This window comes from Nocardia asiatica NBRC 100129 (genome assembly GCF_000308415.1).
Lineage (GTDB): Bacteria > Actinomycetota > Actinomycetes > Mycobacteriales > Mycobacteriaceae > Nocardia > Nocardia asiatica.
Map to the genome: position 1 here is coordinate 1 of NZ_BAFS01000118.1, position 21,434 is coordinate 21,434.

Sequence of the window (21,434 nt, forward strand, 5' to 3'; positions counted from 1 at the left end):
GCCGGCACCGCGCAGTACGCGGTCATGTGCGCGCGGTTGTTCCAGAGGTAGCTGCCCACGCGGTCGCCTTCCTCGATGCCGAGCGCACGTAAGGCGTGGGCGAGGCGCGCGGCATCGTGCCCCAACTCGGCGAACGTCATCTGGTCGACGCCGTCGGGTGTCCAGGTCGTGACTCGCGCCGTGCCGTGCACGGTTGTGGCGTAGCGCAGCAGCGTCGCCAGGGACAGCGGCTCGTCCTGCATCGTGCTCAACATGGAAGGCTCCGTTCGATGGGTAGCGTGCGCCGGCGCGTAGGCGCGCGACAGTGGTAATGGGGGAGAGGTGTGGTACTGGAACGTCAGCGGCGGTGGGCGCCCGGTGTCCACATGGGCCGCAGCAGCAGCGCCTCGTGGATCGCTTGGGCGACCGCCGCTGTCCGGGTGGTCGCGCCGAGCTTGCCGAGGATGCGCTCGACGTGGTGAGCGATCGTCCGCTCGCTGAGGTACATGCGAGCGGCGATGTCGGCATTGGTGAGCCCGGCGCAGAGGTGGTCCAGGACCTCGAATTCTTTGGCCGTCAGCTGGTGCGGCGGCTCTTCGCGATGCACGACTGCGCAGACACGAAGATTGTTGGACGACCAGTCGATCCGGTACCACTTCGAGCCACGCCAGCGGAACGAGCCGGACCGCGGGGCCGACCGCACGTTCAGCCCACCCAGCAGGGTCGCGACCTGCTGCATGTCGACGTGTGGCACATCATCTGCGCAGAACACCAGTCGGCCATCCTCGACCACCGCCACCTCGGCGTCCGGCCCCACCGGCGTGGCGTCCAACAGGGCCGCCACGACCGGCAGAGATCGCTCCAGCACCGCGAGCTGCGCCGGCGAAGGGATGAGGCGGGCGCGGGTGCTCAGGTGCACGTAGCCCGCGTGCTCGCCGGTTTCGGTGTAGTAGCCGATCGACATCCCGCCGTTGAACCCTGCCGGGCACAGGAACTCGCGAGCCGACTCGCTGTTCTCGTAGGTGTAGTCCGGGTCGACCCACCACCGTATCGGCGGTCGAGTCCTGTCCCGGCGGATGCTTGTCAGCGCCGGGTCCCGCGCGAGCAGTGACCGTGTCGTCATCAGTCGCAGCTCCTCGGGCCCGTACCCGCGCTGCGCGAGCACGTGCATCGAGCCGCTGGCCAGGTCGGGGCGTGTGACGATCGCCGCATCCACGTCCATCAACGTGCCGATGCGCTGGAGCAACTGCCCGTGCGGTCGGACTCCGCGTAGCGCGTCCGCGGCAATCGAGGCGAGTTCGTAGCCGAACGCGTCCACCGCTCGCTCGTCCATGTCGCCTGCTCCACGCCACCGATGCCCCGTCCTGCCCATTGTGACGCTTTCAGCCCGCGGCGTGAACACCTGGACGGCGATCTGCCCACGGCATCGCGCGCTCCAACTGCGCGGCCACCGCGATGAGCAGCGACTCCTGGCACATGTCCGCGGCAAGTTGTACGCCGATCGGCATGCCGGCCGAGGACTGCGCCAGCGGCAGGCTGATCGCAGGCAGGCCGGTTTGGTTGAACGGCGGCGTGAAGGACAGGTAGTTGTGGAACAAGTCGCACCAGCTGTTCGCATCGAGGCTGTAGTCGTTGTGGTCGAGGAAGCCGAGCGGCAGCGCCGTGGTGTTCGTCGTCGGAGTGATCAGGATGTCGTAGTCGGTGAAGAAGTTGCCGAATATCCGGCTCGTCTCGTTCTGGATCGCGAGTGCCTCGCCGAACTGTCGGGCGGTCATCTGCTGCCCGGCGCGGTAGGCGATCAGGTTGCTCGCCTCGAGGCTCTCCTCGGACGGAGCGATGCCCGAGAGCGCGCTCGCCGCCTCCGTCATGTCGGTCGCGAACTGGATCCAGAAGCAGTGCTCGGCGATCATGAATCGCTCCCAGTCGAACACCGGGGTTGCGGTCTCGACGTGGTGGCCCAGGCTTTCCAAGATGGCGCCGACTGCCTGGACGGCGGAAGCGACCTCTGGCTCGACGGGTGTTCCGGCCCACGAACTGGTGTGCAGGGCGATACGCAGCCCGCGCCGGTCGGCGGTCAGCTCGTCGGTGTAGGGACGGGCCGGCGCCTGGACCCGATAGCGCTCGCCCGGTACCCAGCCGGCGACCTGGTCCAGGATGCCGGCCACGTCTCGGATGCTGCGGGTGATCACGAATTCGGAGGCCAGCCCCGTCACACCCTCGCCGTGGCCGGGTCCCAGTGACACCACCCCCCGGCTGGGCTTGAGCCCCACCGTCCCGTTGTAGGAGGAAGGGATGCGGATCGAGCCGCCGGCATCGTTCGCGTGCGCGACCGGCACGCCGCCTGCCGCGACGAGTGCGCCGCTGCCACCGCTGGAGCCGCCGACCGACCGGCTCAGGTCCCACGGATTGCGTGTCGAGCCATTCGCCAGCGGCTCGGTATTGCCGCCGTAGCCGAACTCCGGCGTCGCGGTCATGACGGTGGTTGCCAAGCCGGCGCGGCGAAAGCGCGCCATCAGTTCGGTGTCGTAATCCAGGGTGACCCCGTGCTCGCCGGTGATACGGCTTCCCCACTTGAACGGTACGCCCGCCGCATGGCAGATGAGGTCCTTCAACCCGAAGGGCGCGCCAGCGAAGGGGCCGTCGGGGTTGTAGTCGAGGGGGCGGTCCCACGGCTCGTTGACGCAGGCGTTGATCTGCGGTTGTACCTTTCCGATCGCCTCGACGGCGACGGTGTGCACCTCCTCGGCGGACACCTCGCCACTGCGGATGAGTTCCGCAAGCCCGGTCGCGTCCTGCCGGGTGTACTCCTCGATGTTCATCTCACTTCTCCGTCCGTCGGTTGCCCGTTGGAGCAAGTAAAGTGAGTCGGAGCACACCTTCCTAGGGCAGATCTGCCCAATCGCCCGTCGGGTTGTGGTCGTTCATTGGCTCCGGGGCGAGCGCCGGATGGACCTCTACACGACCCGCCTGCTACGGGGCGGCGTTTATCGACGAACAACCCGGGTCTCGATGGACCACGTCGCCGGCCTGGACGACCACGAGGGCCCGTGGAAGCAATCCCAGTGCGCAAAGCCGAGTCAGGCCAGTCGTCTGTCCGCACTGAGCCACGAACGATCCGCACCCGCATCGCCACGGCCGCCGTCAGATCCGGACGGTTCCCCGGCGTTCGTATCTCAGCGTGCTCGTCGACCGTAAACTTCACCAGCCCGTTATGAGCGCGATCGATCAACCTCTGCATAATGCAGAATCACTAAGCAATAGCTGCGCTAGACTTGGGCGCACGATTCGACCCACAGTATGGGCCAGCGTGGAGCGATTTCGAGGTGGTCGCGTTGGTTACGCGATTCGAAACGAGGCTGCAAACGGCCGCAAACGAGGGCGGCCTCGTGCGCTGTCCGCGCGACGAGATCCGGGAGCAAGCTGAGGAGACCACGCGCCTACTTCGAGAGCTCGTTCCGTGTTCCGCCTACCTCCTCAGCGCGTGGGACCCCCTCCTCGGCAAGCATGGTCATCGAGAACTGGCTAGCGACGGCTACTCGAAAAGGACTATCGAGCACATCAACGATGGTTTCGTAAAGGATAATCCGGCCTTCCCGCTGATGCGCATGCGAACCTCTGGAGCGCTGCGGTGGCGGGATATGGCCCGCGACTGGAACCTCGACTTCGCGGGGACCATTACTGCTGAGGAGTTCCTCATACCGGAGGGGTTTCACGAAGGGACGACCTTCTGTTTGCGGCTGCCGGATGGCCGGTACACCGGTTCGCTGCACATGAGCTGGTCGAAGCCCTCCGATGCCACCGACGAGGGGCGGGAGACTCTCGAACGGTTCCGGGGACTCTTTGCCATGGTGTGTGACACGCTCCGCACACCGAAGACCCTCGTCGATACGCTCGCTCCGGGAGCCGGGGCGGTCATCGTGTCGTCTCACGGGATGGTCGCCGAAGTACCCGGCCACGAGACCGGGCCCAAATTGGCCGAGGACAGCGCCCTGCTGCACCTTCTCACCCGTCTGGCCGGGAGCTGGCAGCGCTGTAGTTTTCTCTGGCCGAAGCGGTCCGGGCCCTGCTGGAGAATCACGGTGGTCCCCTGTCCAGACGGTGTAGCTCTGGTGACTGCGGAGGCCACACCGTGGCCGTACGGCCTGACGCCCCGCGAGTTGGAAGTCCTGCATCTCATAGCGAGCGGCTTGTCCAATCCCAAAATCGCCCAGCGCCTATTCATAAGCGTGCGGACCGTGTCGACCCACGTGGAGCATATCTTGACCAAGCTGTCCTGCTCGACGCGCTCACAAGTCGTTGCTATTGCGGTCAGCCAGGGGTTGCTCCTCGGCGAAAATCCATGAGGGAGCGGGTCTTTCCCTTTTGGGACAACATTCTGTAGCGAGCGCGGTCGTCGTGGCCGCCAAGCAGATGCCGCATGAAATGGTGCGCGCGCGAGACATTTACGCGGGAAGTAATCCCACGCCACATCCACTTACCCGCGTTTGCTGGGCAAACTTTTCCGACATACCTGCGGTCGTGGTGGGAAACGCTGACCTTGTCCCCACCACCTGAGACATCGCCTCTCTGCTACACCGACTCGCGGTGGAGTCCTCGAGCACCGCGGGCGCCGGCTATCCCAGCGCGAGGGCCGGCCGCCGGTGCGTCCACGGCGACGCCTCCTCTGAGCGTGCCGCCAGCCGCAGGACATCGGTCTCCCGGAAACGCCTGCCGACTATCTGCATGCCCACGGGAAGGTTCCCTGGAGTAAATTCGACGGGAACGCTGGCCGTCGGGTGCATCGACAGATTGAAAGGCCATGTCAAGACCCAGCCCAGCCACATGTGAACATGCTTGCCGGCAACAATATCTGGGCCAGAGGACATTCCTTCGGCAGACGGAGGCGGAACTGCGATGGTCGGGCAGACCAGGTAGTCGTACTTGTCCAGAACTCTCTGCGTCTGGTCATACCAGCGACTGCGAGCGATGTCCATTTTGATGCAGTCGGCCGCCGACCTGGCGTTACCCAGGTCGAACATCTCGAGGATGAAGTCACACATGCGCGTGCGATTCTCCGGCGTCGCGTACTTCTTGAATAGAGCAGACAACGACGCCCACTTGACCAGCTCGGCCTCGTAAACCTCCTCGGTCACCTTGATCGGAACCTCTTCGACCTGGCAGCCGAGATCACTCAACGTCGATACCGCCTTCTCGACGACCTCCCTGACTCGCGGGTCCACAGCCCAGCCCACATCGGGTGAGTACGCGATCTTCGCGCCGCGAACATCGCCTTGAAGCGCGCCGAGCCAGTCCTCCCCGGTGTCCGGCAAGGAAAAGGGCATCCCGTGCATCCGGGCCTGCCCAAACCGCCATCAAGAGAGCGGCGCCCCGGACGGCCCATGTCATGGGTCCGAAGTTCAGAAGACTCTCATAGTGAGTCTCCAGGATTCCGGAGGGTTCGCCCGAATTGCGGCTTCAAGCCGAAGGTTCCGCAACAAGAGGACGGGATCCGAATGGGCCCGCCGCCATCGATTCCCTCGGTAATCGGAGCCATAGCGGCAGCGACTGCGGCCGCGGAGCCTCCTGATGACCCGCCGGCCGTATGCTCGAGATTCCAGAGGTTGCGCGTGGGACCGAAGATGAGGTTATTCGTGAATGGTGAATGCGCGAATTCTGGCGAGTTGGTCCGGCCGACCTGAATCGCTCCAGCCCTCTACGATCGCTCGACAATGATTGCGTCCTTATCGGGTATGTTGCCCTTGAGCGCCCACGACCCGAACGTCGTCTCGATTCCTTCGACACGGTGATGTCCTTGATCGCGATGGTCACACCGTGCAGAGCCCCCAGTTCTTTGCCGGAAGTGACCGCAGCCTCCGCCTCGCGAGCCTTCGCACGCGCTCGCTCGTGAAGTGTGAAGCAGTACGCGTTGACCTGAGGGTTGATCCGGTCGGCTTGATCGAGGAAAGCATCCACCACCTCAACTGGCGAGAGAATCTTCTGCCTGATCTTCGCCGCCAATTCCGTGGCATCCATCAGACAGATCTCATTCACGCCCATGGCCCTCTCTTTCTAGGTAAATAGCAAATCAATGTCCACGACTCGTGAAGCGTTCGATCGCCTGGGCCTCGTCAGCTAGCAGAGACTCGCATCCGCCAAGGCGACAGCCTCAGCGCTTCGTTTATCTGCTCCTCGCCGACACACGTAGGATCTCTGCCTGAGTACGCCGAGGCCATATGTCAATCGACCGATTTTGCGTGACCCGAATCTGCCCAGACCAGCCTCCGTCGATGCCGCCGGCGGCGCCTTTCGCTCTAACGGGTGCGTCGTATCGGGAAGGCACTGTGCCGTGCCCGCAATAGCCGACGTCCTTCGCGGCGGCCACGTCGGCGACGAGCTTCCGGCGGGATTGATACGCGGGTGATGGTGATCGCCTGGTCGGCGGCGAGCAGGTGCAGGAGGAGTACGCCAATGTCGAGACCGTGGTCGTCGGTGACCACGTTGCGACCCTCCCTGAGGTAGAAGGTGCCGCCAGTGAGGTCGGCGGTGGATGGTGGCGCCGTCGCGGTGCGCGGTCTGTCCGGCGCGGGAGGCTGATCAGAGGCTGGCGCCGTAATTGCCTCCGAGCCCGCCCGATGTCGCTGGCTCCCCGGCCGGGAGCGCCTCTGCAACGGGCTCTGCATCTGCCAAGTCGGGAGCACAAATCCGTCAGTTGACGTATGGCGATGCGGTTGTTACGGAACCATCCTGTCAACAGCCGAATCAACACCGAGGAATGGAGTAGCGGCGCTATGAGCAAGAAACTTGTCGATGACGCGATCATCATCGTGGTCGACATGATCAGAGATTTCCTCGAGCCCGGCAAGGAGTGGGTGATCGACGCCGGGCGCGATATGTATCCCAAGACGAAGGAGCTCCTCGAGTTCGCTCGAGCGAATAAGGTGCCGATCGCCTATAGCGCGTCGCATTTCTCGGGTGGGGATCACGGCGGTGGGGACGACCGCCTCGACGACTACTGGCATCAGACGCGCAACAGTTGCATCCCGGGAACCTCGGGAGTCGAGGTTGTAGATACGCTCCGGCCGGAGGCGTTCAGCGAATACGAGGTCTACATCCAGAAGTGGAAGTACAGCTCCTTCTATGCCTCGAAGCTCGACGTGGTTCTCAGCAATCCACCGTTCCGGGGTCGGGATACGATCATCGTCACAGGAATGGCCACGAACTTCTGCTGCCTCACCACCACGATCGATGCTTTCAATCGGGATTACAAGGTCATTTTTGTCGACGACCTGAATTGCACTTTCGACGGTATTGACGGCACGCCCGCCGAGACGATGCATCGGGTCACGGTCGAGACCCTGAAGCAGGGCTACGCCGAGGTTATCGACGCGGAGACCCTCATGGGCCGGTTGCGTGCGGACGTCGCCATTTCCGGGTAGGAAAGGCGCGACGACTCCGTCGCAGTACGGCCGAACCGGCGAACCCTGACACCAATTACTCGCGGCGCTGCTGGCTTGGCTGGTAGCGCCGCGATCAGGGTAACAGTCGAGATCCACGTGAGGAACGTCAGGAATGAAATGGTTGGTGTACGGGAGGGTGAAGTCATGACGCGCACGATCGGTGATATTGCTCCGATAGCCGCGCGGCGATTCGGGGCCCGCGCCGCGTTCGTTATCGAGGGTCGGACCGTGTCGTTCGTCGACCTGGAGCGTCAGTCGAATCGTGTCGCGAACGGACTCACGAGCACCGGCGTCGTAGCGGGCGATCGAGTTGTGCTGTATGGACACAACTGTGTCGAATGGATCTTCGCCTACTACGGGATCGCGAAGACCGGTGCCACGGTGATACCCGCGAATGTCATGCTGACCCCGGAGGAGGTCAGCTTCATCACCGAGGATGCCGGCGCGCGAGTTGTCGTTGCGTCGGCCGATCGAGGCCGGGCGCTGCTCGAGGCACGAGCGGACCAGACTGCGCAGGTCGTCGCGTGGGGCGGCTCGAGCCCCGGCGCGGCAGCGTTCTCGGACTGGCTCACCTGCGGCGGCCCCGATTTCGCTCCTGTGGCGCGGGAGACCGGGGATCTCGCCGCGATCTGCTACACGTCGGGGACGACGGGTCGCCCCAAGGGAGCGATGCAGAGTCATCGTTCGGTGATCGGCGCCGCGACGGGGACGGCGACGATGGGAGCGAGAGGTCCGCATGACCGGATCGTGAGCGCTCTGCCGCTGCCGCACGTCTATGGATCGTGCGTGTTGAATGCTTCGGTGATGGCCGGCTCGTGCTTGATCATGATTCCCCGCTTCGATGAGGTGGCGGTTCTGAGTGCTATCAGCGAGCAGGCTGCCACACTGATGGATGGTGTTCCGACCGCCTACTACTATCTGCTGGCGCATCCCGACTTCGACAAATACGACCTGTCGAGCCTGAAGCGTTGCTGGGTCGGTGGCCAGACCCTGCCGGCGGCCAAGTCGGTCGAGTTCACAGAGCGAACGGGCTGCCCCGTTCATGAGGTCTGGGGGATGACCGAACTGGCGGGTGTCAGCAGCGCCAATCCCGTGGTCGGCCCCAACAAGCCCGGGACGATCGGAATCCCTTTCCCCGGCAACGCAATGCGGATCGTCGACGCAAATGATGCGAGCAGAGAGATGCCCGTGGGGGAGCGCGGCGAGCTGATGTTCCGGGGGCCGCTCGTGATGCAGGGCTACTACGGCAACACGGCTGCGACGTCGGACACCATCGAACCGGACGGCTGGCTCCACACCGGCGATATCGCAACGATGGATGAGGACGGGTACTTCACCATCGTCGACCGCAAGAAGGACATGATCCTGACTGCCGGTTTCAACGTCTATCCCGCGGAGATCGAGCGCGTACTGTGCATGCATCCCGCGGTCGCTCTCGCTGCCGTGGCGGCCGTACCCGACGCGATGAAGGGCGAATTGGCAAAGGCCTATGTCGTGGTGAAACCCGGCGCGGAGGTCAGCAGGGAGGCGCTCATCGCGCACTGCCGCGCTCACCTGGCCGCATACAAGGTTCCCCGCGCGGTCCAGTTCGTATCTCAGTTGCCTGTCACCTCGTCCGGGAAGATCATGCGCCGCCTGCTCGGCGACTATGACGACGGCAGCCGCTGAGAGCGTGTCGACGGATGGATGGGGCAGGTGATCAGCGTGTCGCCCGCGACTCCTGCCCCCACCACACCGGGCGGCCTACTTGCGTGTATCGGTCAAATGCTGCATGCCGCTGGCCGATGTGGATCGCTGCGTCGACCATGTCAATCTGCGTTCGTATAGGAGCCCTAGTGAGCAAGCTCGACGAAGTCCTCGCTGACCTGGAGGTCGAAGGCGAGCAGTTGGAGTCACTGGTAGCGGGTCTCACGGACCAGCAGTGGCTTACTCCGACACCAGCTGAGGGGTGGACGGTAGCGCACCAGATCGCCCATCTGGCATGGACCGACGCGGCGGCCATCATGGCGGCAACGAACAAGCAGGGCTGGAACGAGTTGGTTTTGCAAGCGGATGGAGACCTCAGCACGCTAGTGGACGCCGGGGCCTCGACCGGTGCGGAGACCTCGCGGGCCGAACTACTGGCCCGGTGGCGCACAGCCAGAATGCTGCTCGCGAAGACTCTCCGGGCCCAGCCCGAAGGCCGGAGGCTGCCCTGGTTCGGCCAGCCGATGAGCCGGACCTCGATGGCAACCGCCCGGTTCATGGAAACGTGGGCGCACGGTCTCGATGTCGCCGAAGCCATAAGCCTTGCCCCCATGCCGACCGACCGCGTGCGGCATGTCGTGCATCTCGGCGTCCGGGCTCGTGCCTTCGCTTTCGAGGCCAACGGGCTTCGGGTCCCTGAGGACGACGTGTTCGTTTCTCTCCGACTGCCCTCCGGCGACGTATGGGAACACGGCTCTCTGTGCGCGGACAACGCTGTCCGCGGCTCAGCCTACGACTTCGCGCTGCGGGTCACGCAGCGGCGCCATCGCAGCGACCTGGACCTCGTCGCAACGGGCCCTGTCGCGGACAACTGGCTTGACATTGCGCAGGCGTTCGCCGGGCCACCCGGTCAAGGGCGACCTCCGATGGTTGAGGGACTGTTGTGACCGTTTACCCGTCCACCTCACGGCGAATGTGCCAACTCGAATCGCCGACCAAGGTATTCGGGTGTGTCCATCGCATTGGCGGAGACATTCACCGAGCGTCTGGCCCCCGCGCAGATCAGTTCCGCAACGACTGAGCTGACGACGACCGTGACGAGGCCGGCGCCGCCCAAGGATCCGGCCGCTGTCCAGCACGGCGGGCGACACGGATTGCCGCCTGCGGTTGTTGACGAAATCTTCACTGCGGGATCGGGCGAGCAAAACGGTAAATGGTCAAACAACCGAGACAGGTCGAATCGCGGTTACAGGAGTTCTGACCGGTTGCTGGTGATGGCGGTAATGCCACCACCGCGGAGCCCGGCTGGTATTCGCGGCCAACGGCTTGGCCAGCGCGGCCGTATACCGCCCCTGTCTCGGCGACAGCGCTTCCCCATCCGAGCGCCAGCTGGAAACCTTGTCGGTGCGGGGGCGTAGCGCCGCTGCAATGATCACTAGGATCGCAGTATGAGTGCCCTGCCCGAACATCGTGATACCGGCGATCCCGCCCCGGTGCAGCGCGAGGTAGCACCGGATGCGCTGGCCGGGGTCGAGCTCGAGACGGTGATCGGGCGGCAGGTGCGGGCGTTGCGGCTGGCCAGCGGCTTGTCGGTGGGGGACATGGCGGCGAAGGTGGGGATTTCGAAAGCCATGTTGTCGAAGATCGAGAATGCGCACACCTCATGCAGCCTGTCGACTTTGGCACGGCTGGCGGCGGGGTTGGATGTGCCGGTCACGTCGCTGTTTCGCGGTGCGGACAGTGCGCGGGAGGCGGTGTTCACGCCAGCGGGGCACGGGGCGGTGATCGTGGGGCGCGGTACGCGGGTGGGGCATCATTACGAGTTGCTCGGTGCGTTGCGCGGGCAGCACAAGCGGCTCGAGCCGGTGCTGGTCACGCTCACGGAGATGAGTGAGACGTTCCCGCTGTTTCAGCACGCGGGGACGGAGTTGCTGTACATGCTCGAGGGTGTGATGGTCTACGGTCACGGCGACTCCGAATACACCCTGCGGGCGGGGGATACGCTGCTCCTGGATGGTGAGGGCGCGCATGGGCCCAGCGAGCTGGTGCGGCTGCCCATCAGGTTTCTGGCCGTCACCGCCTATCCGGATAATTACGTCGAGGACTGAGCGCCAGGTGTGACCCAGGCTGTCATGACGTCAGCCAGGGCTGCCGCGCCGCGATGGCAGTCCACGGGCTCGGCGTGTTCGGCGGGGGAGTGGGACACGCCGGTTGGGTTGCGGACGAAGAGCATGGCGGTGGGTACGCGGCCGGAGAGGATGCCCGCGTCGTGGCCCGCCGCCGTGGCGATGACGGGGAGCTCGCCGAGGTGGGCCAGCGCGTGGGACAGACGCAGTCGTGGTTCTGGTGGGAAATCCACTATGGGCGTGACCGATTCGGTGTGGACCGTCAGTCCGATGCCGTCGGCTGAGGCGTAGGTCCGCGCTCGTGCTTCGATGCGGGAGACCAGCATGTCGAGCGTGGGCTGGTCGGCGGCGCGGGCATCCAGCCAGGCGCGCACCCGGGACGGGATCGCGTTGGTGCCGTTGGGGGAGACCAGCACCTTGCCGAAGGTTGCTACCGCGTGGCAGGCGGTTGCTTCCGTACGGGCGGTGTGCACCGCCGAGGCGAAGGCGAGCATCGGATCGTGGCGGTCGATCAGCCTGGTCGCGCCCGCGTGATTGGCCTCGCCTGTGAAGTCGAATTCCCATCTACCGTGCGGCCAGATGGCGGAGGCGAGTGCGATCGGGCTGTCGATCAGGTCGAGGGCGCGGCCCTGTTCGATGTGCAGCTCCACGAAGACGCCGACCCGATCGGTGATGCTGGGGTCCGCACCGAGCGACTCCGGATTCCGACCTGTACGAATCAGCGCCTCCGCCAACGTGATCCCGTCAACGTCCCGCAGCCCGAGGGCCCGATTGGGCGACAGCGCGCCGGTCGACAACTGCGAGCCGATGCAGGCGACACCGAAACGCGCGCCCTCCTCATCTGAAAAGGCGACCACCGCGATGGGTATCGACGGCTCCATCCCGCGCTCGCGGAGCAGGTCGACAGCCGTGAAGGCGGATACTATGCCCAGTGGACCGTCGAACGCGCCGCCGTCGGGGACGGAATCCAGGTGGGAGCCGGTGACGAAAGCGCCCTTTGGATCTCCGATCCAGTCGCGCGGAAGCCACCAGGCCCAGAGATTGCCGTTGCGGTCTTCCTCCAGATCCATCGAGCGTGCGGCCGCGCAGCCGCGAAACCACTCACGGAGGGTGAGGTCTGGATCGGACCAGGCGAAGCGCCGGTAGCCGCCGGTAGCCGGGTGGCGGCCGACGTCCAGGATCTCCGTCCACAGTGCATCGAAAACGTGCGCGGCCGCAGCCGGCTCGGCGTTCATCCGACCGCTCCGGGGATCCAGTTCGTGCCCGCCAAGGGGACACGAGCCATCGCCGCCGCCTCGACGGTCAGTGCGACGAGGTCTTCGGGTTCGAGGTTGCGCAGGTGGGATTTGCCGCAGGCGCGGGCCAAGGTTTGCGCCTCCATGGTGAGCACCCGGAGGTAGTTCGCCAGGCGACGACCGCCCGCGACGGCGTCCAGGCGGGCGGCGAGCTCTGGGTTCTGGGTTGTGATACCGGCCGGGTCGCGACCTTCCTGGAAATCGTCGTAGCAGCCGGCGGCAGAACCGAGCGCCTCGTACTCGGCGGCGTAGCGAGGGTGGTTGTCGCCCAACGCGATCAGCGCCGCCGTTCCGATGGCGACCGCGTCCGCGCCAAGTGCCATGGCCTTGGCCACGTCGGCCCCGGTGCGAATGCCGCCGGAGACGATCAGCTGCACTTTGCGATGCACCCCTAGCTCCTGAAGAGCTCGCGCCGCTTGGGGAATAGCGGCCAGTGTCGGGATGCCGACGTGTTCGATGAAGACATCCTGGGTGGCCGCCGTGCCACCTTGCATACCGTCCACCACAACGACGTCCGCGCCCGCCTTCACCGCGAGTTTGACGTCATAGTAGGTGCGGGTAGCCCCGACCTTGATGTAGATCGGCTTCTCCCACTGCGTGATTTCCCGCAGTTCCAGGATCTTGATAGCCAGATCATCCGGGCCGGTCCAGTCCGGATGCCGACAAGCGCTGCGTTGGTCGATGCCCTGTGGCAGGGTGCGCATGGCGGCTACCCGCTCGCTGATTTTCTGCCCCAACAGCATGCCGCCTCCGCCGGGCTTCGCGCCCTGGCCGAGTACGATTTCTACTGCGTCTGCCTTTCGCAGGTCGTCCGGGTTCATGCCATAGCGCGATGGAAGATACTGATACACCAGGTATTTGGAATGACCGCGCTCTTCCGGTGTCATGCCGCCGTCCCCGGTGGTTGTGGAGGTGCCCACAGCGCTCGCGCCGCGTCCCAGCGCTTCCTTGGCCGGGCCGGACAGCGCGCCGAAGCTCATGCCTGCGATGGTGATCGGAATGTCGAGGTGTAGAGGATGTTTCGCATACCGGTCGCCGAGCATCACATCGGTGTCGCAGCGTTCCCGGTAACCCTCGAGCGGGTAACGGGACATGGAAGCGCCGAGGAACAGCAGATCGTCGAAGTGCGGTAGCGGGCGTTTGGCACCCCAGCCGCGGATGTCGTAGATGCCGGTCTCGGCGGCGCGCTGGATCTCGGCGATGACGCGCCGGTCGAAGCTCGCCGATTCGCGTAGCGCCGGATGAATGTTTTGCGGGGTGGTATATGTCATGGCGACCTCCTCAGTAAGCCCCTGCGTTGTCCACATGGAAGTGGTACAGCTGCCGGGCTGAGCCGTAGCGATTGAATTCCGTGGGGTCGGCGTCGAATCCGGCCGCGGACAGCAGTTCGCGCAGTTCGGCCACATGCTCCTCGCGCAGCGGCTTGCGAACGCAGTCCGCGCCCAGCGAGGCGACTGTGCCGCGCACGTAGATCCGCGCTTCGTAGAGCGAATCACCCAGCGCTTCACCGGCATCCCCGAGCACCACCAGGCGGCCGGCCTGCCCCATGAAGGCGCTCATGTGGCCGATGTTGCCACCGACCACGATGTCCACACCTTTCATCGAGATGCCGCAGCGCGCTCCGGCGTTGCCGTCGATGACCAGCAATCCACCGTGCGCGGTCGCACCTGCCGACTGGGAGGCGTCGCCGTGGACTCGCACGGTGCCGGACATCATGTTCTCGGCGACGCCGACGCCGGCGCTGCCGTTGATCGTGACGTTGGCGTGCTGATTCATGCCCGCGCAGTAGTAGCCGACGTTGCCGTCGACGACGATATCCGTGTCGCGGTTCAGCCCACACGCCAGCGCATGGGCGCCGCGCGGGTTCGCCAGAGTCGCCGCAGCCGGAGCATCGGAGCCCAGCAGTACGGAATTGACTGCGCGGGTGCCGAGTGCAGCCACGTCCAGGACGGTGCGCTCGGTCACGATCGCCGCCATATGTACACCTCTTCCGGTTCGGGTTCGAAAATGCGTGCCCGGTCGATGCCCGGCAGATCAGCCAGGGCGCGATACTCCGAGGCCATGGCCACCCAGCGGTCGGTCTCTGCGATGACCGCGGGTTTGCAGGAAATGGCGTCGCGCACCACGGCGAACGAATCGCTCGTGGAGACCAGCAATGTGTAGAAGCCGTCGAAGACCTCGTTGACCAGTTGTAGCGCCTTCTCCAAGTCGGCGCCCTGCCCCAGCTGCGCGGCGACGAAGCGGGCCGCCACCTCGGTGTCGTTCTCGCTGTCGAACTCCACACCGTGGCGTTGCAATTCGTGCTTCACGCTCATGTGATTGCTGAACGAGCCGTTATGCACCAGGCATTGGCCCGCACCGCCGGAGAACGGGTGCGTTCCCTCGGCGCTGACCGCGGATTCGGTGGCCATCCGGGTGTGCGCCACACCCTGCCAGCCCTGCGCGGACGGCAGTCCGACACGATGCGCCACCTCGGTGGGGTTGCCGACACCCTTGAGCACCGCCAAATCGTTGCCGAAGCCGATCACCCGGGATAGCGGTGCGAGCACCCGCACCGCGGCGATCAGATCCTCCGACGATGCGATCGAACTCAGCACCACAGTTGGACCTTGAGCATGCGCAATTACCGGCACTCCCAGGGCTGTGGTGAGCTTTTCACCGAAGTCATCGGTCGGCAGCGCACAATCCAGCAGCGAAACGGTGGTGGTGTCGGGTGGTGACCACACCGGATCGCCATAGACCGCCATTCCGGCCGAATCCGGTCCGCGGTCGCACATTTGATCCAGCATGCCGGTGAGCAGTTCGCCCAGGTTCGGATACAGCGCGGGATCGCGTAGGTGCAGGCCGACAATGCCGCACATGGTTGTCCTCCAGGAGTTTCAGAAGGCGGTCAGGTAATGCTCGATCTCCCAATCGGAGACCGTGTTGTGCCAGGCGAAGAACTCCTCGCGCTTACGCTCGGTGAAGTAGGCAGCCACACCGGGACCGGCTATGTCGAGAGCCGCGGTCAGCACCGGATCAGACTCCAGTGCGTCCATGGCGTGGACAAGCGTCATCGGGAGCATGTCGCCGCGGCGTTCACCCGGTGCACCGGGATCCAGTTCCCGGTCGATGCCGTCGAGACCCGCCGCTACCGCGGCAGCCATGGCCAGATACGGGTTGGCCGAACCGTCCGCGCCGCGCAGTTCGACGCGATTCGAATCCGGGACGCGCAGGTAGTGGGTGCGATCGTTGCCGCCATAGGTGGCGTGGCGTGGTGACCAGGTGGCCCCGCTGGACGTACTGGTCGCACCGATCCGCTTGTAGGAGTTTACCGTCGGCGCGATGACCCCCTGCAGCGCGCACGCGTGCTCGAGCACGCCGGCGAGGAAGCGGTAAGCTGTCGGCGACAGCCCCAGTCCACGCGGATCATCCGCGTCGGGGAACAGCGGCCGATCATCCGCCCACAGCGACAGGTGCATGTGCATACCCGAACCCGTGCGGTCGGTGAACGGCTTGGGCATGAAAGTCGCCTTCATGCCGCGCTTCTCGGCGATCACCGACAACAGGTAGCGGGCAGTGATCACCCGGTCCGCCGTTGTAAGCGCATCGGCGTAGTCGAAGTTCTGCTCGAACTGCCCGTTGGCGTCCTCGTGGTCGCTGGCGTAGTTGCCCCAGCCCAGCGCGTTCATCGCCTGCGACACCTCGGCTAGATGGTCGTACATGCGGGTCACATCGCGGGCGTCGTAGCAGGGATGGAGGCCCACGTCGGCGGCATCGGCCGGAGCGAGGCCCTGCGGTGTCCTGTCCACCAGGAAGTATTCGATCTCCGCGCCGATGTTGACGGTGTACCCGCGTTCGGCGGCGCGCGCGAGGGTACGTTCCAGAATCACCCGAGGGGCGAATGGCCACGGCTGGCCCTCGACGTGCGGCGTACAGTGCACCATCGCCAAACCCGGACGCACGAAGGGAATCGGCGTGAAAGTGGCGGCATCCGGAATGGCCATCAGATCGGGGTCGCGTGGCTGCTGGCCCATCATGCCCGCGGCGTATCCGGCGAACCCGACGCCTTCTTCGGCCAACTGATCCACCGCCTGCACCGGAACCAATTTGGCGCACGGCTTTCCGGACAGCGTGGTAAACACAGCGAGAATGAAGGCGGCGCCGTAGGCGCGTGCCTTCTCGGGCAGCGTGCCGTGCGGCGTGATGGACGTCATTGGTGCGGCGGTGGTGAGCTCTATCGCCATGTCGGCTCCTGGGAACAGCGAGGGGGAATAGGTATGTTCGGGTTCAGCGCATTTCACCGGCACCCGCGTACGGGTGAGGGCTGAGCAGCGGGCGGCCCTCGGCGAAGCGTGAGTAGCGGAAGTCGGCTGCGTCCACGTGCGGCAGCGTGGTGCGCCCGTCCAGCAGCAGATCCGCCGCCAGACGGCCCACCGCCGGCGAGAACTTGAAACCGTGGCCGGAGAAACCGGTGGCCAGGAACAGACCCGGAACCGGTGACGGGCCGATGATCGGATTATAGTCCGGCGTCACGTCGTACGCGCCGACATAACTGCCGGTGATCCGCGGATCGAACATGTGGGGCAGCCGATGGTCGACCCTGCTTATGACCTTCTCGATGGTGGAATCGTCAGCGCGATTGACGAAATCGTCCGGGTCGATGTACTCCGGCATCGCGTGATCACTATTACCCGCCAGCAGCTCTCCATTCGGCTCGCGGCACAGGTATTGCAGGCAGGCAAGGTCCGAGAGCACCGGCACCAGCGGCAAAGGCTCCCCCTGATCGACCACAACCAGCTGGGCACGTTGAGCTTTCACCGGCACCTCGACACCCACGGGGGCAGCGAGCCCGGGTGTCCACGGCCCCGCGGCCAGCACGACCGTCCCGGCCTGCACCTCGGTTCCGTCGGCCATCCGGGCGCCTACGACGCGGTCACCGGCCGCCATCAGTTCGGCAACGGGCGCTTGCTGGCGGATGCGCACTCCACGCTGGCGGGCAGCCGTGCCGAAAGCCATTCCGGTCAAATAGGCCTCGCCGCGCCCGCCACGTGGCTCGTAGGCGAAAGCGGCGAAATCGTCCAGCCGCAGACCGGGCCACAGCTCGGCCATCTCGGCGGGACCGATCAGCTCCACCTCGACACCGATACCCTGCTGCATGGCGACGTTGGCCTTCAGCGGGTCCACATTGTCCGCGCCCACGCCGACCACATAGCCGCACTGCCTGAAACCTAAGTCGTCGCCGAAGATTTCGCGCGCATTCTCGAAGAACGGCACCGACCACCAGGACATGGCGGCCACTGACGGCGCGCCGTAGTGGCAGCGCACCACGCCGCTGGATTTGCCGGTCATTCCCGAGCACAGAGTGTTTCGCTCCACCACCAGCACGTCCGTCGCACCGGACTCGGCCAGCGACCATGCGATAGCGAGTCCCTCCAGGCCCCCTCCGATGATCAGGAACTCGGCTCTGTCGTTCATGCGGATGGACCTCATCTTCTCTCGTTGTCTTCTGTCATGAATCAGTGTTGCACGTTATGAAACGGACCGCACGGGCAAGCTGCCGATTGACGCACGTTTCGCAGTTGTGTGCCTCGCCGAGATGCGCCATGTTCACTGCCATGGCGCGCGCCTATGCGCATGAGGGCGTCGTGGTTGGGGGCACTGTTTGTCGACGATGGACCTCGTTGGTGGCGACGGTCGGTGATGCCACGCATCGCTTTCGCGGGCTCGCGTCTTTGGCTGGTACGGCCACCGCGTCGATCTGGTCCCGTACCGCGTGTGCCAGTTCGGCTTGGCGCTGAGTGGAATCGATTTCAGCACCGGGCCCGAGGACCAGCGGTCCACGCGGCACATGTGCAATTCGCCCCGACAACTCCGGCGGTTACCGCTACAGGGCGGGAGGAGCTGCGGCGCCGGCGCGACCGCCATCGCGGGCGGTGCGGGCGGCCGCTGGATCCTGACGCCGTCGTGGACGTGCGGGACATTCGGCTTCGAGTCGGTGTTTGGCGGTCGGCTGGGCACCGGTCTCGAGAGTGGCCCGCGATTCGAAGGGGCAGGACTACACGTCGCACTCCACGATGGACTGTGACAGTGCCGAGTATGTCTGTTCGGTGGTGGACATCTAGCACTCCCTTTGGTGGTGAACGCCCAGTTACGCTCTCCCGAGCAGCTTGGTACTGCTTGACCGCGGCCGACAATACGTCAGTTGACCGATTCAAAAGAGTCGACAGAGTCGACGCCGGCGTTGACACACTTCCTCACGAGAGCGATGGGGCCGAGCGGTTTGCTAGTGGCCCCGCGCGCCGATCACCGCGGCAGTAGACCCCCTCAGCTGCGGCCGGGGCGATCACCCAAGTGGGTTCAGCCGGTGAGCGACGGGCTTGCTTGTCGACCGGAGCGCCGCTGCGGTGCCGGGCGTTGTCCCAGCGCTACAGATCGCATCGCACTCCGGTCGCAGTGGCAGTGGATGCGCTGTTATACGTCATTTGACGGATAGCGAGGCCACGGATCGTGCGTACTATTCTCCCCACAACTGACGGAGTAGACAGCTGGCCGAGTACAGCTCGAAGAATAGAAGCCTGGTGATCGGCCATGGGCATGGAAACCATCCTGGAGCGCCTGCAAAGCCCCGCCACGTCGGCCGACTCGAAAGATGGTGCCGCGTCCTTCGCGGCTGAGGTGTCGGGCATTCTCCGCCAGCTGGTGCCCAGCGCCGCGTACGCACTGTGCGCCTGGGACCCAACGACGGCATCCCACACTCACCAAACCCTGGCCGCCGACGGCTACCCCGAGCGCACCCTGACCCACCTCAACGATTCGTATGTCAGGGATAACCCTGGCTTCCACCTGATCCACAGACTTACGCGTGCACTGCGATGGCGTGACATGTCCCAAGAATGGGACTTGGACTTCTCCAAGACCCAGACTGCGGAGGAATACCTCGTACCCGACGGCTTCCAGGAGGGGACCACCATCTGTCTGCGTCTCCGCGACGGACGGTACACGGGTTCACTGCATATGAGTTGGTCTCGCCCCCGCGAGGCGACCGACGACCGGCGAGAGACCATCGAGCAGTTCCAGCCCATCCTCGCCCTTGTCTGCGACACTCTCCGGGCACCACAAGTCCTGGCCGAAACGCTGGCACCCGACGTCCACGCTCTCGTCGTATCAGCGAACGGGAATGCGACAGAGCTTCCCGGACGAGCGGCGGGCCCCGACCTCGCCGAGGGAACCGAGCTGCGGAGGATGTTGGCCGAGCCGCAAGGATGGCATCATCACCGCCGCTTCCTCTGGCGCGACCGGATCGGTTTGTGTCACCGGATCGAAGTGATCCCGTGCAGCGGTGGTTTGTCATTGATCACCGAACAGACAGTTCCGTGGCCCTACTGTCTGACGGCCCGCGAGCTGGAGATCCTTCATCTGGTCACAGCAGGCCTCTCGAACCCGGAGATCGCCAAGCGGCTCTACGTGAGTCCGCGGACCGTATCCACGCACGTGGAGCATCTTCTCGGGAAGCTCGGCTGTGCTTCCAGAGCGCAACTGGCGGCGATGGCGGTGAACGAAGGCTTGCTGTTGTGCGAGCAGCCCGGTATCGCATGAAAACCGACCACAGACTGATCCGCGGCACGCGCACTGATCGGTAACGGCCCCGGTAATCCTCGGATCGCCGTTGGCTTGCATTTGCGACCGGAGTCAGTGCACCCCGGTCGGTTCGAGTTCCGGCTCAAAGCGTCAGCGGCGCAACCCATCTCGCGAAGCTTATTGCGCCGATGTCGAATCCTCGGTCTCAACCGCGGTTGTGACTACTCGATCACAGCAGTCCGCCCGGCTCGGACAGCGGTCCTCAGCGTGCAATCCGGTCGGTGGATTCCCAACTGCGCAGGCCGACTTCGGCGCACCTCACGGCGGCCGTGGTGCGGGTGGAAACACCCAGTTTTGCCATGATGTTCTCGACATGACGAGAGGCAGTCTTCGTTGAGATGCAGAGGATCTCCGCGATCTGGGCATTGGTCAAACCTTCGATGAGCAGCGTGGAGACGTCGAGTTCCCTGGCGGTCAAGCGGGCAGGCACGTCCTCAGCGCGCACGTCGAGCACGATGTGATTGCCTCTGCGGCAGGATCGGACCGCGAACGTCGAGTCCTGCCAGTGGAGATACGCATGGTTGGGAATGCTCTTCAGCGACCTCGGAAGTGAAACCGAGATCGCTTCGTCGAGGAGTTCCTTTGTGGGCTCCGCTGACGCTGATGATGGTTGGAACCACAGTTTGCGTGCAGGGTCGACCACGACGCGGAACGCATTCTGGTCTTCGGTCGAGGGCGTATCGCTTGTCGCCCACCAGTCGATGAGTGTTCCGAGAAGCGTTTGCGAGGCCGACAGCAATTGCATCGCCTCGTCCGGCGGCTGGTTGCGGTCCGTGGTGCTTATATGTAGTGCACCGGTGTATCGGCCTTCTTGATTGTATAGGCAACTTGTCACACCCTCGTTGAACCCGGAGGGCCGGAAGACATGTTCGGCGGAGAACATCGACTCGTAGCGGAACGGCATATCCTTCCACCGCAACGGTGTCCGGTCCACGGTTCGCATGTACCGATACACTTCGTCGTGCTCGACGAACCACGTGTTCAAGTGATGTAGAACAGCTTTCGGATACTCGAGGTTGATGACCGTCTCGTGGCGCCCGGTCACCGGGTTGAACTGGGTCAGGGCAACAGTATCGCCGTGTGACGCTGATCGGAAGATGTGCGCGAGCTCCTGATGGAGATCGGCGCTGGGCGTGCGGACGGCGAGTTTCAGCCCGATCGCGGCGAGTGCATCGAACGCGGTGACCATCCGCCTCCTCCCGTGCCGGGGGTCAAGACTCGACAGTTTTTATCACTCGAAACCACGTTTGTAAATGGGTTCATGCCCAATGTTCAGTGACCCGTCCAGCAAT

The 21,434-nt window shown here is 64.7% G+C and carries 18 protein-coding genes and 1 pseudogene; 6 read left to right on the forward strand and 13 right to left on the reverse strand.

Annotated features, from left to right (window positions below; genetic code table 11):
* From ON27_RS10940 to ON27_RS10950, 3 genes are all read right to left on the reverse strand, one after another.
* Window positions 1-254: AMP-binding protein (locus ON27_RS10940; RefSeq protein ID WP_043723822.1), on the reverse strand; the 254-nt coding region annotated here is incomplete at its 3' end.
* Window positions 255-337: 83 nt separating this feature from the next.
* Window positions 338-1,312 carry a helix-turn-helix domain-containing protein gene (locus ON27_RS10945; RefSeq protein ID WP_043723823.1) on the reverse strand — a complete coding sequence of 325 codons (975 nt, stop codon included), beginning with the start codon at window positions 1,310-1,312 and terminating at the stop codon, window positions 338-340.
* Between the two features lie 49 nt (window positions 1,313-1,361).
* Entirely contained in the window at window positions 1,362-2,717 is a 1,356-nt protein-coding gene (locus ON27_RS10950) for an amidase (RefSeq protein ID WP_245559909.1), read from the reverse strand.
* A 594-nt stretch (window positions 2,718-3,311) separates the two neighbouring features.
* On the opposite strand from ON27_RS10950, the gene ON27_RS10955 reads away from it, so the two are divergent.
* On the forward strand, window positions 3,312-4,322 hold the full coding sequence (locus ON27_RS10955; protein ID WP_157227152.1) for a response regulator transcription factor: 1,011 nt from the start codon (window positions 3,312-3,314) through the stop codon (window positions 4,320-4,322).
* Between the two features lie 270 nt (window positions 4,323-4,592).
* On the opposite strand, the gene ON27_RS41210 is transcribed toward ON27_RS10955, so the two are convergent.
* From ON27_RS41210 to ON27_RS45795, 3 genes and pseudogenes are all read right to left on the reverse strand, one after another.
* The gene (locus ON27_RS41210) at window positions 4,593-5,300 is read right to left on the reverse strand and encodes an amidase family protein (RefSeq protein ID WP_157172549.1); all 708 of its coding nucleotides are present in this window, start codon (window positions 5,298-5,300) and stop codon (window positions 4,593-4,595) included.
* 86 nt (window positions 5,301-5,386) lie between these two features.
* On the reverse strand, window positions 5,387-5,659 hold the full coding sequence (locus ON27_RS45790; RefSeq protein ID WP_083887499.1) for an amidase family protein: 273 nt from the start codon (window positions 5,657-5,659) through the stop codon (window positions 5,387-5,389).
* A 116-nt stretch (window positions 5,660-5,775) separates the two neighbouring features.
* Window positions 5,776-6,015 (reverse strand): annotated as a pseudogene (locus tag ON27_RS45795) (amidase family protein); the annotation flags it as partial.
* Window positions 6,016-6,746: 731 nt separating this feature from the next.
* Between ON27_RS45795 and ON27_RS39820 the strand changes: the two are divergent.
* From ON27_RS39820 to ON27_RS10980, 4 genes are all read left to right on the forward strand, one after another.
* A complete protein-coding gene (locus ON27_RS39820; protein WP_051023415.1) occupies window positions 6,747-7,394 on the forward strand; it encodes a cysteine hydrolase family protein in 648 nt (215 codons plus the stop codon).
* Between the two features lie 165 nt (window positions 7,395-7,559).
* Window positions 7,560-9,083 carry an AMP-binding protein gene (locus tag ON27_RS10970; protein WP_043723833.1) on the forward strand — a complete coding sequence of 508 codons (1,524 nt, stop codon included), beginning with the start codon at window positions 7,560-7,562 and terminating at the stop codon, window positions 9,081-9,083.
* A gap of 167 nt (window positions 9,084-9,250) precedes the next feature.
* Window positions 9,251-10,048: a TIGR03084 family metal-binding protein gene (locus tag ON27_RS10975; RefSeq protein WP_043723879.1), complete on the forward strand. Its 798-nt coding sequence runs from the start codon at window positions 9,251-9,253 to the stop codon at window positions 10,046-10,048.
* A 501-nt stretch (window positions 10,049-10,549) separates the two neighbouring features.
* Window positions 10,550-11,209 carry a helix-turn-helix domain-containing protein gene (locus tag ON27_RS10980; RefSeq protein WP_043723840.1) on the forward strand — a complete coding sequence of 220 codons (660 nt, stop codon included), beginning with the start codon at window positions 10,550-10,552 and terminating at the stop codon, window positions 11,207-11,209.
* On the opposite strand, the gene ON27_RS10985 is transcribed toward ON27_RS10980, so the two are convergent.
* The 6 genes from ON27_RS10985 to ON27_RS11010 all read right to left on the reverse strand — a co-directional run bounded on the left by ON27_RS10985 (window position 11,194) and on the right by ON27_RS11010 (window position 17,979).
* On the reverse strand, window positions 11,194-12,462 hold the full coding sequence (locus ON27_RS10985; protein WP_040786727.1) for an allantoate amidohydrolase: 1,269 nt from the start codon (window positions 12,460-12,462) through the stop codon (window positions 11,194-11,196). The genes ON27_RS10980 and ON27_RS10985 overlap by 16 nt on opposite strands.
* The gene (locus ON27_RS10990; protein WP_043723853.1) at window positions 12,459-13,793 is read right to left on the reverse strand and encodes an FMN-binding glutamate synthase family protein; all 1,335 of its coding nucleotides are present in this window, start codon (window positions 13,791-13,793) and stop codon (window positions 12,459-12,461) included. Before ON27_RS10990 ends, ON27_RS10985 begins: the two co-directional genes overlap by 4 nt.
* A gap of 10 nt (window positions 13,794-13,803) precedes the next feature.
* The gene (locus ON27_RS10995) at window positions 13,804-14,499 is read right to left on the reverse strand and encodes a GltB/FmdC/FwdC-like GXGXG domain-containing protein (RefSeq protein WP_043723856.1); all 696 of its coding nucleotides are present in this window, start codon (window positions 14,497-14,499) and stop codon (window positions 13,804-13,806) included.
* Entirely contained in the window at window positions 14,484-15,383 is a 900-nt protein-coding gene (locus tag ON27_RS11000; RefSeq protein WP_043723859.1) for a class II glutamine amidotransferase, read from the reverse strand. Before ON27_RS11000 ends, ON27_RS10995 begins: the two co-directional genes overlap by 16 nt.
* Window positions 15,384-15,401: 18 nt before the next feature.
* A complete protein-coding gene (glnT, locus tag ON27_RS11005; protein ID WP_051046431.1) occupies window positions 15,402-16,718 on the reverse strand; it encodes a type III glutamate--ammonia ligase in 1,317 nt (438 codons plus the stop codon).
* Between the two features lie 73 nt (window positions 16,719-16,791).
* Window positions 16,792-17,979: an NAD(P)/FAD-dependent oxidoreductase gene (locus ON27_RS11010; RefSeq protein WP_043723866.1), complete on the reverse strand. Its 1,188-nt coding sequence runs from the start codon at window positions 17,977-17,979 to the stop codon at window positions 16,792-16,794.
* Between the two features lie 1,113 nt (window positions 17,980-19,092).
* Here ON27_RS11010 and ON27_RS11020 point away from each other — a divergent pair.
* Window positions 19,093-20,100, forward strand: a complete 1,008-nt coding sequence (locus tag ON27_RS11020; RefSeq protein WP_043723870.1) for a helix-turn-helix transcriptional regulator — start codon at window positions 19,093-19,095, stop codon at window positions 20,098-20,100.
* A 244-nt stretch (window positions 20,101-20,344) separates the two neighbouring features.
* Here ON27_RS11020 and ON27_RS11025 read toward each other — a convergent pair whose 3' ends face one another.
* Window positions 20,345-21,331 (reverse strand): response regulator transcription factor, encoded by a 987-nt coding sequence (locus ON27_RS11025; RefSeq protein WP_043723874.1) that lies wholly within the window; start codon window positions 21,329-21,331, stop codon window positions 20,345-20,347.
* Window positions 21,332-21,434: the final 103 nt, after the last annotated feature.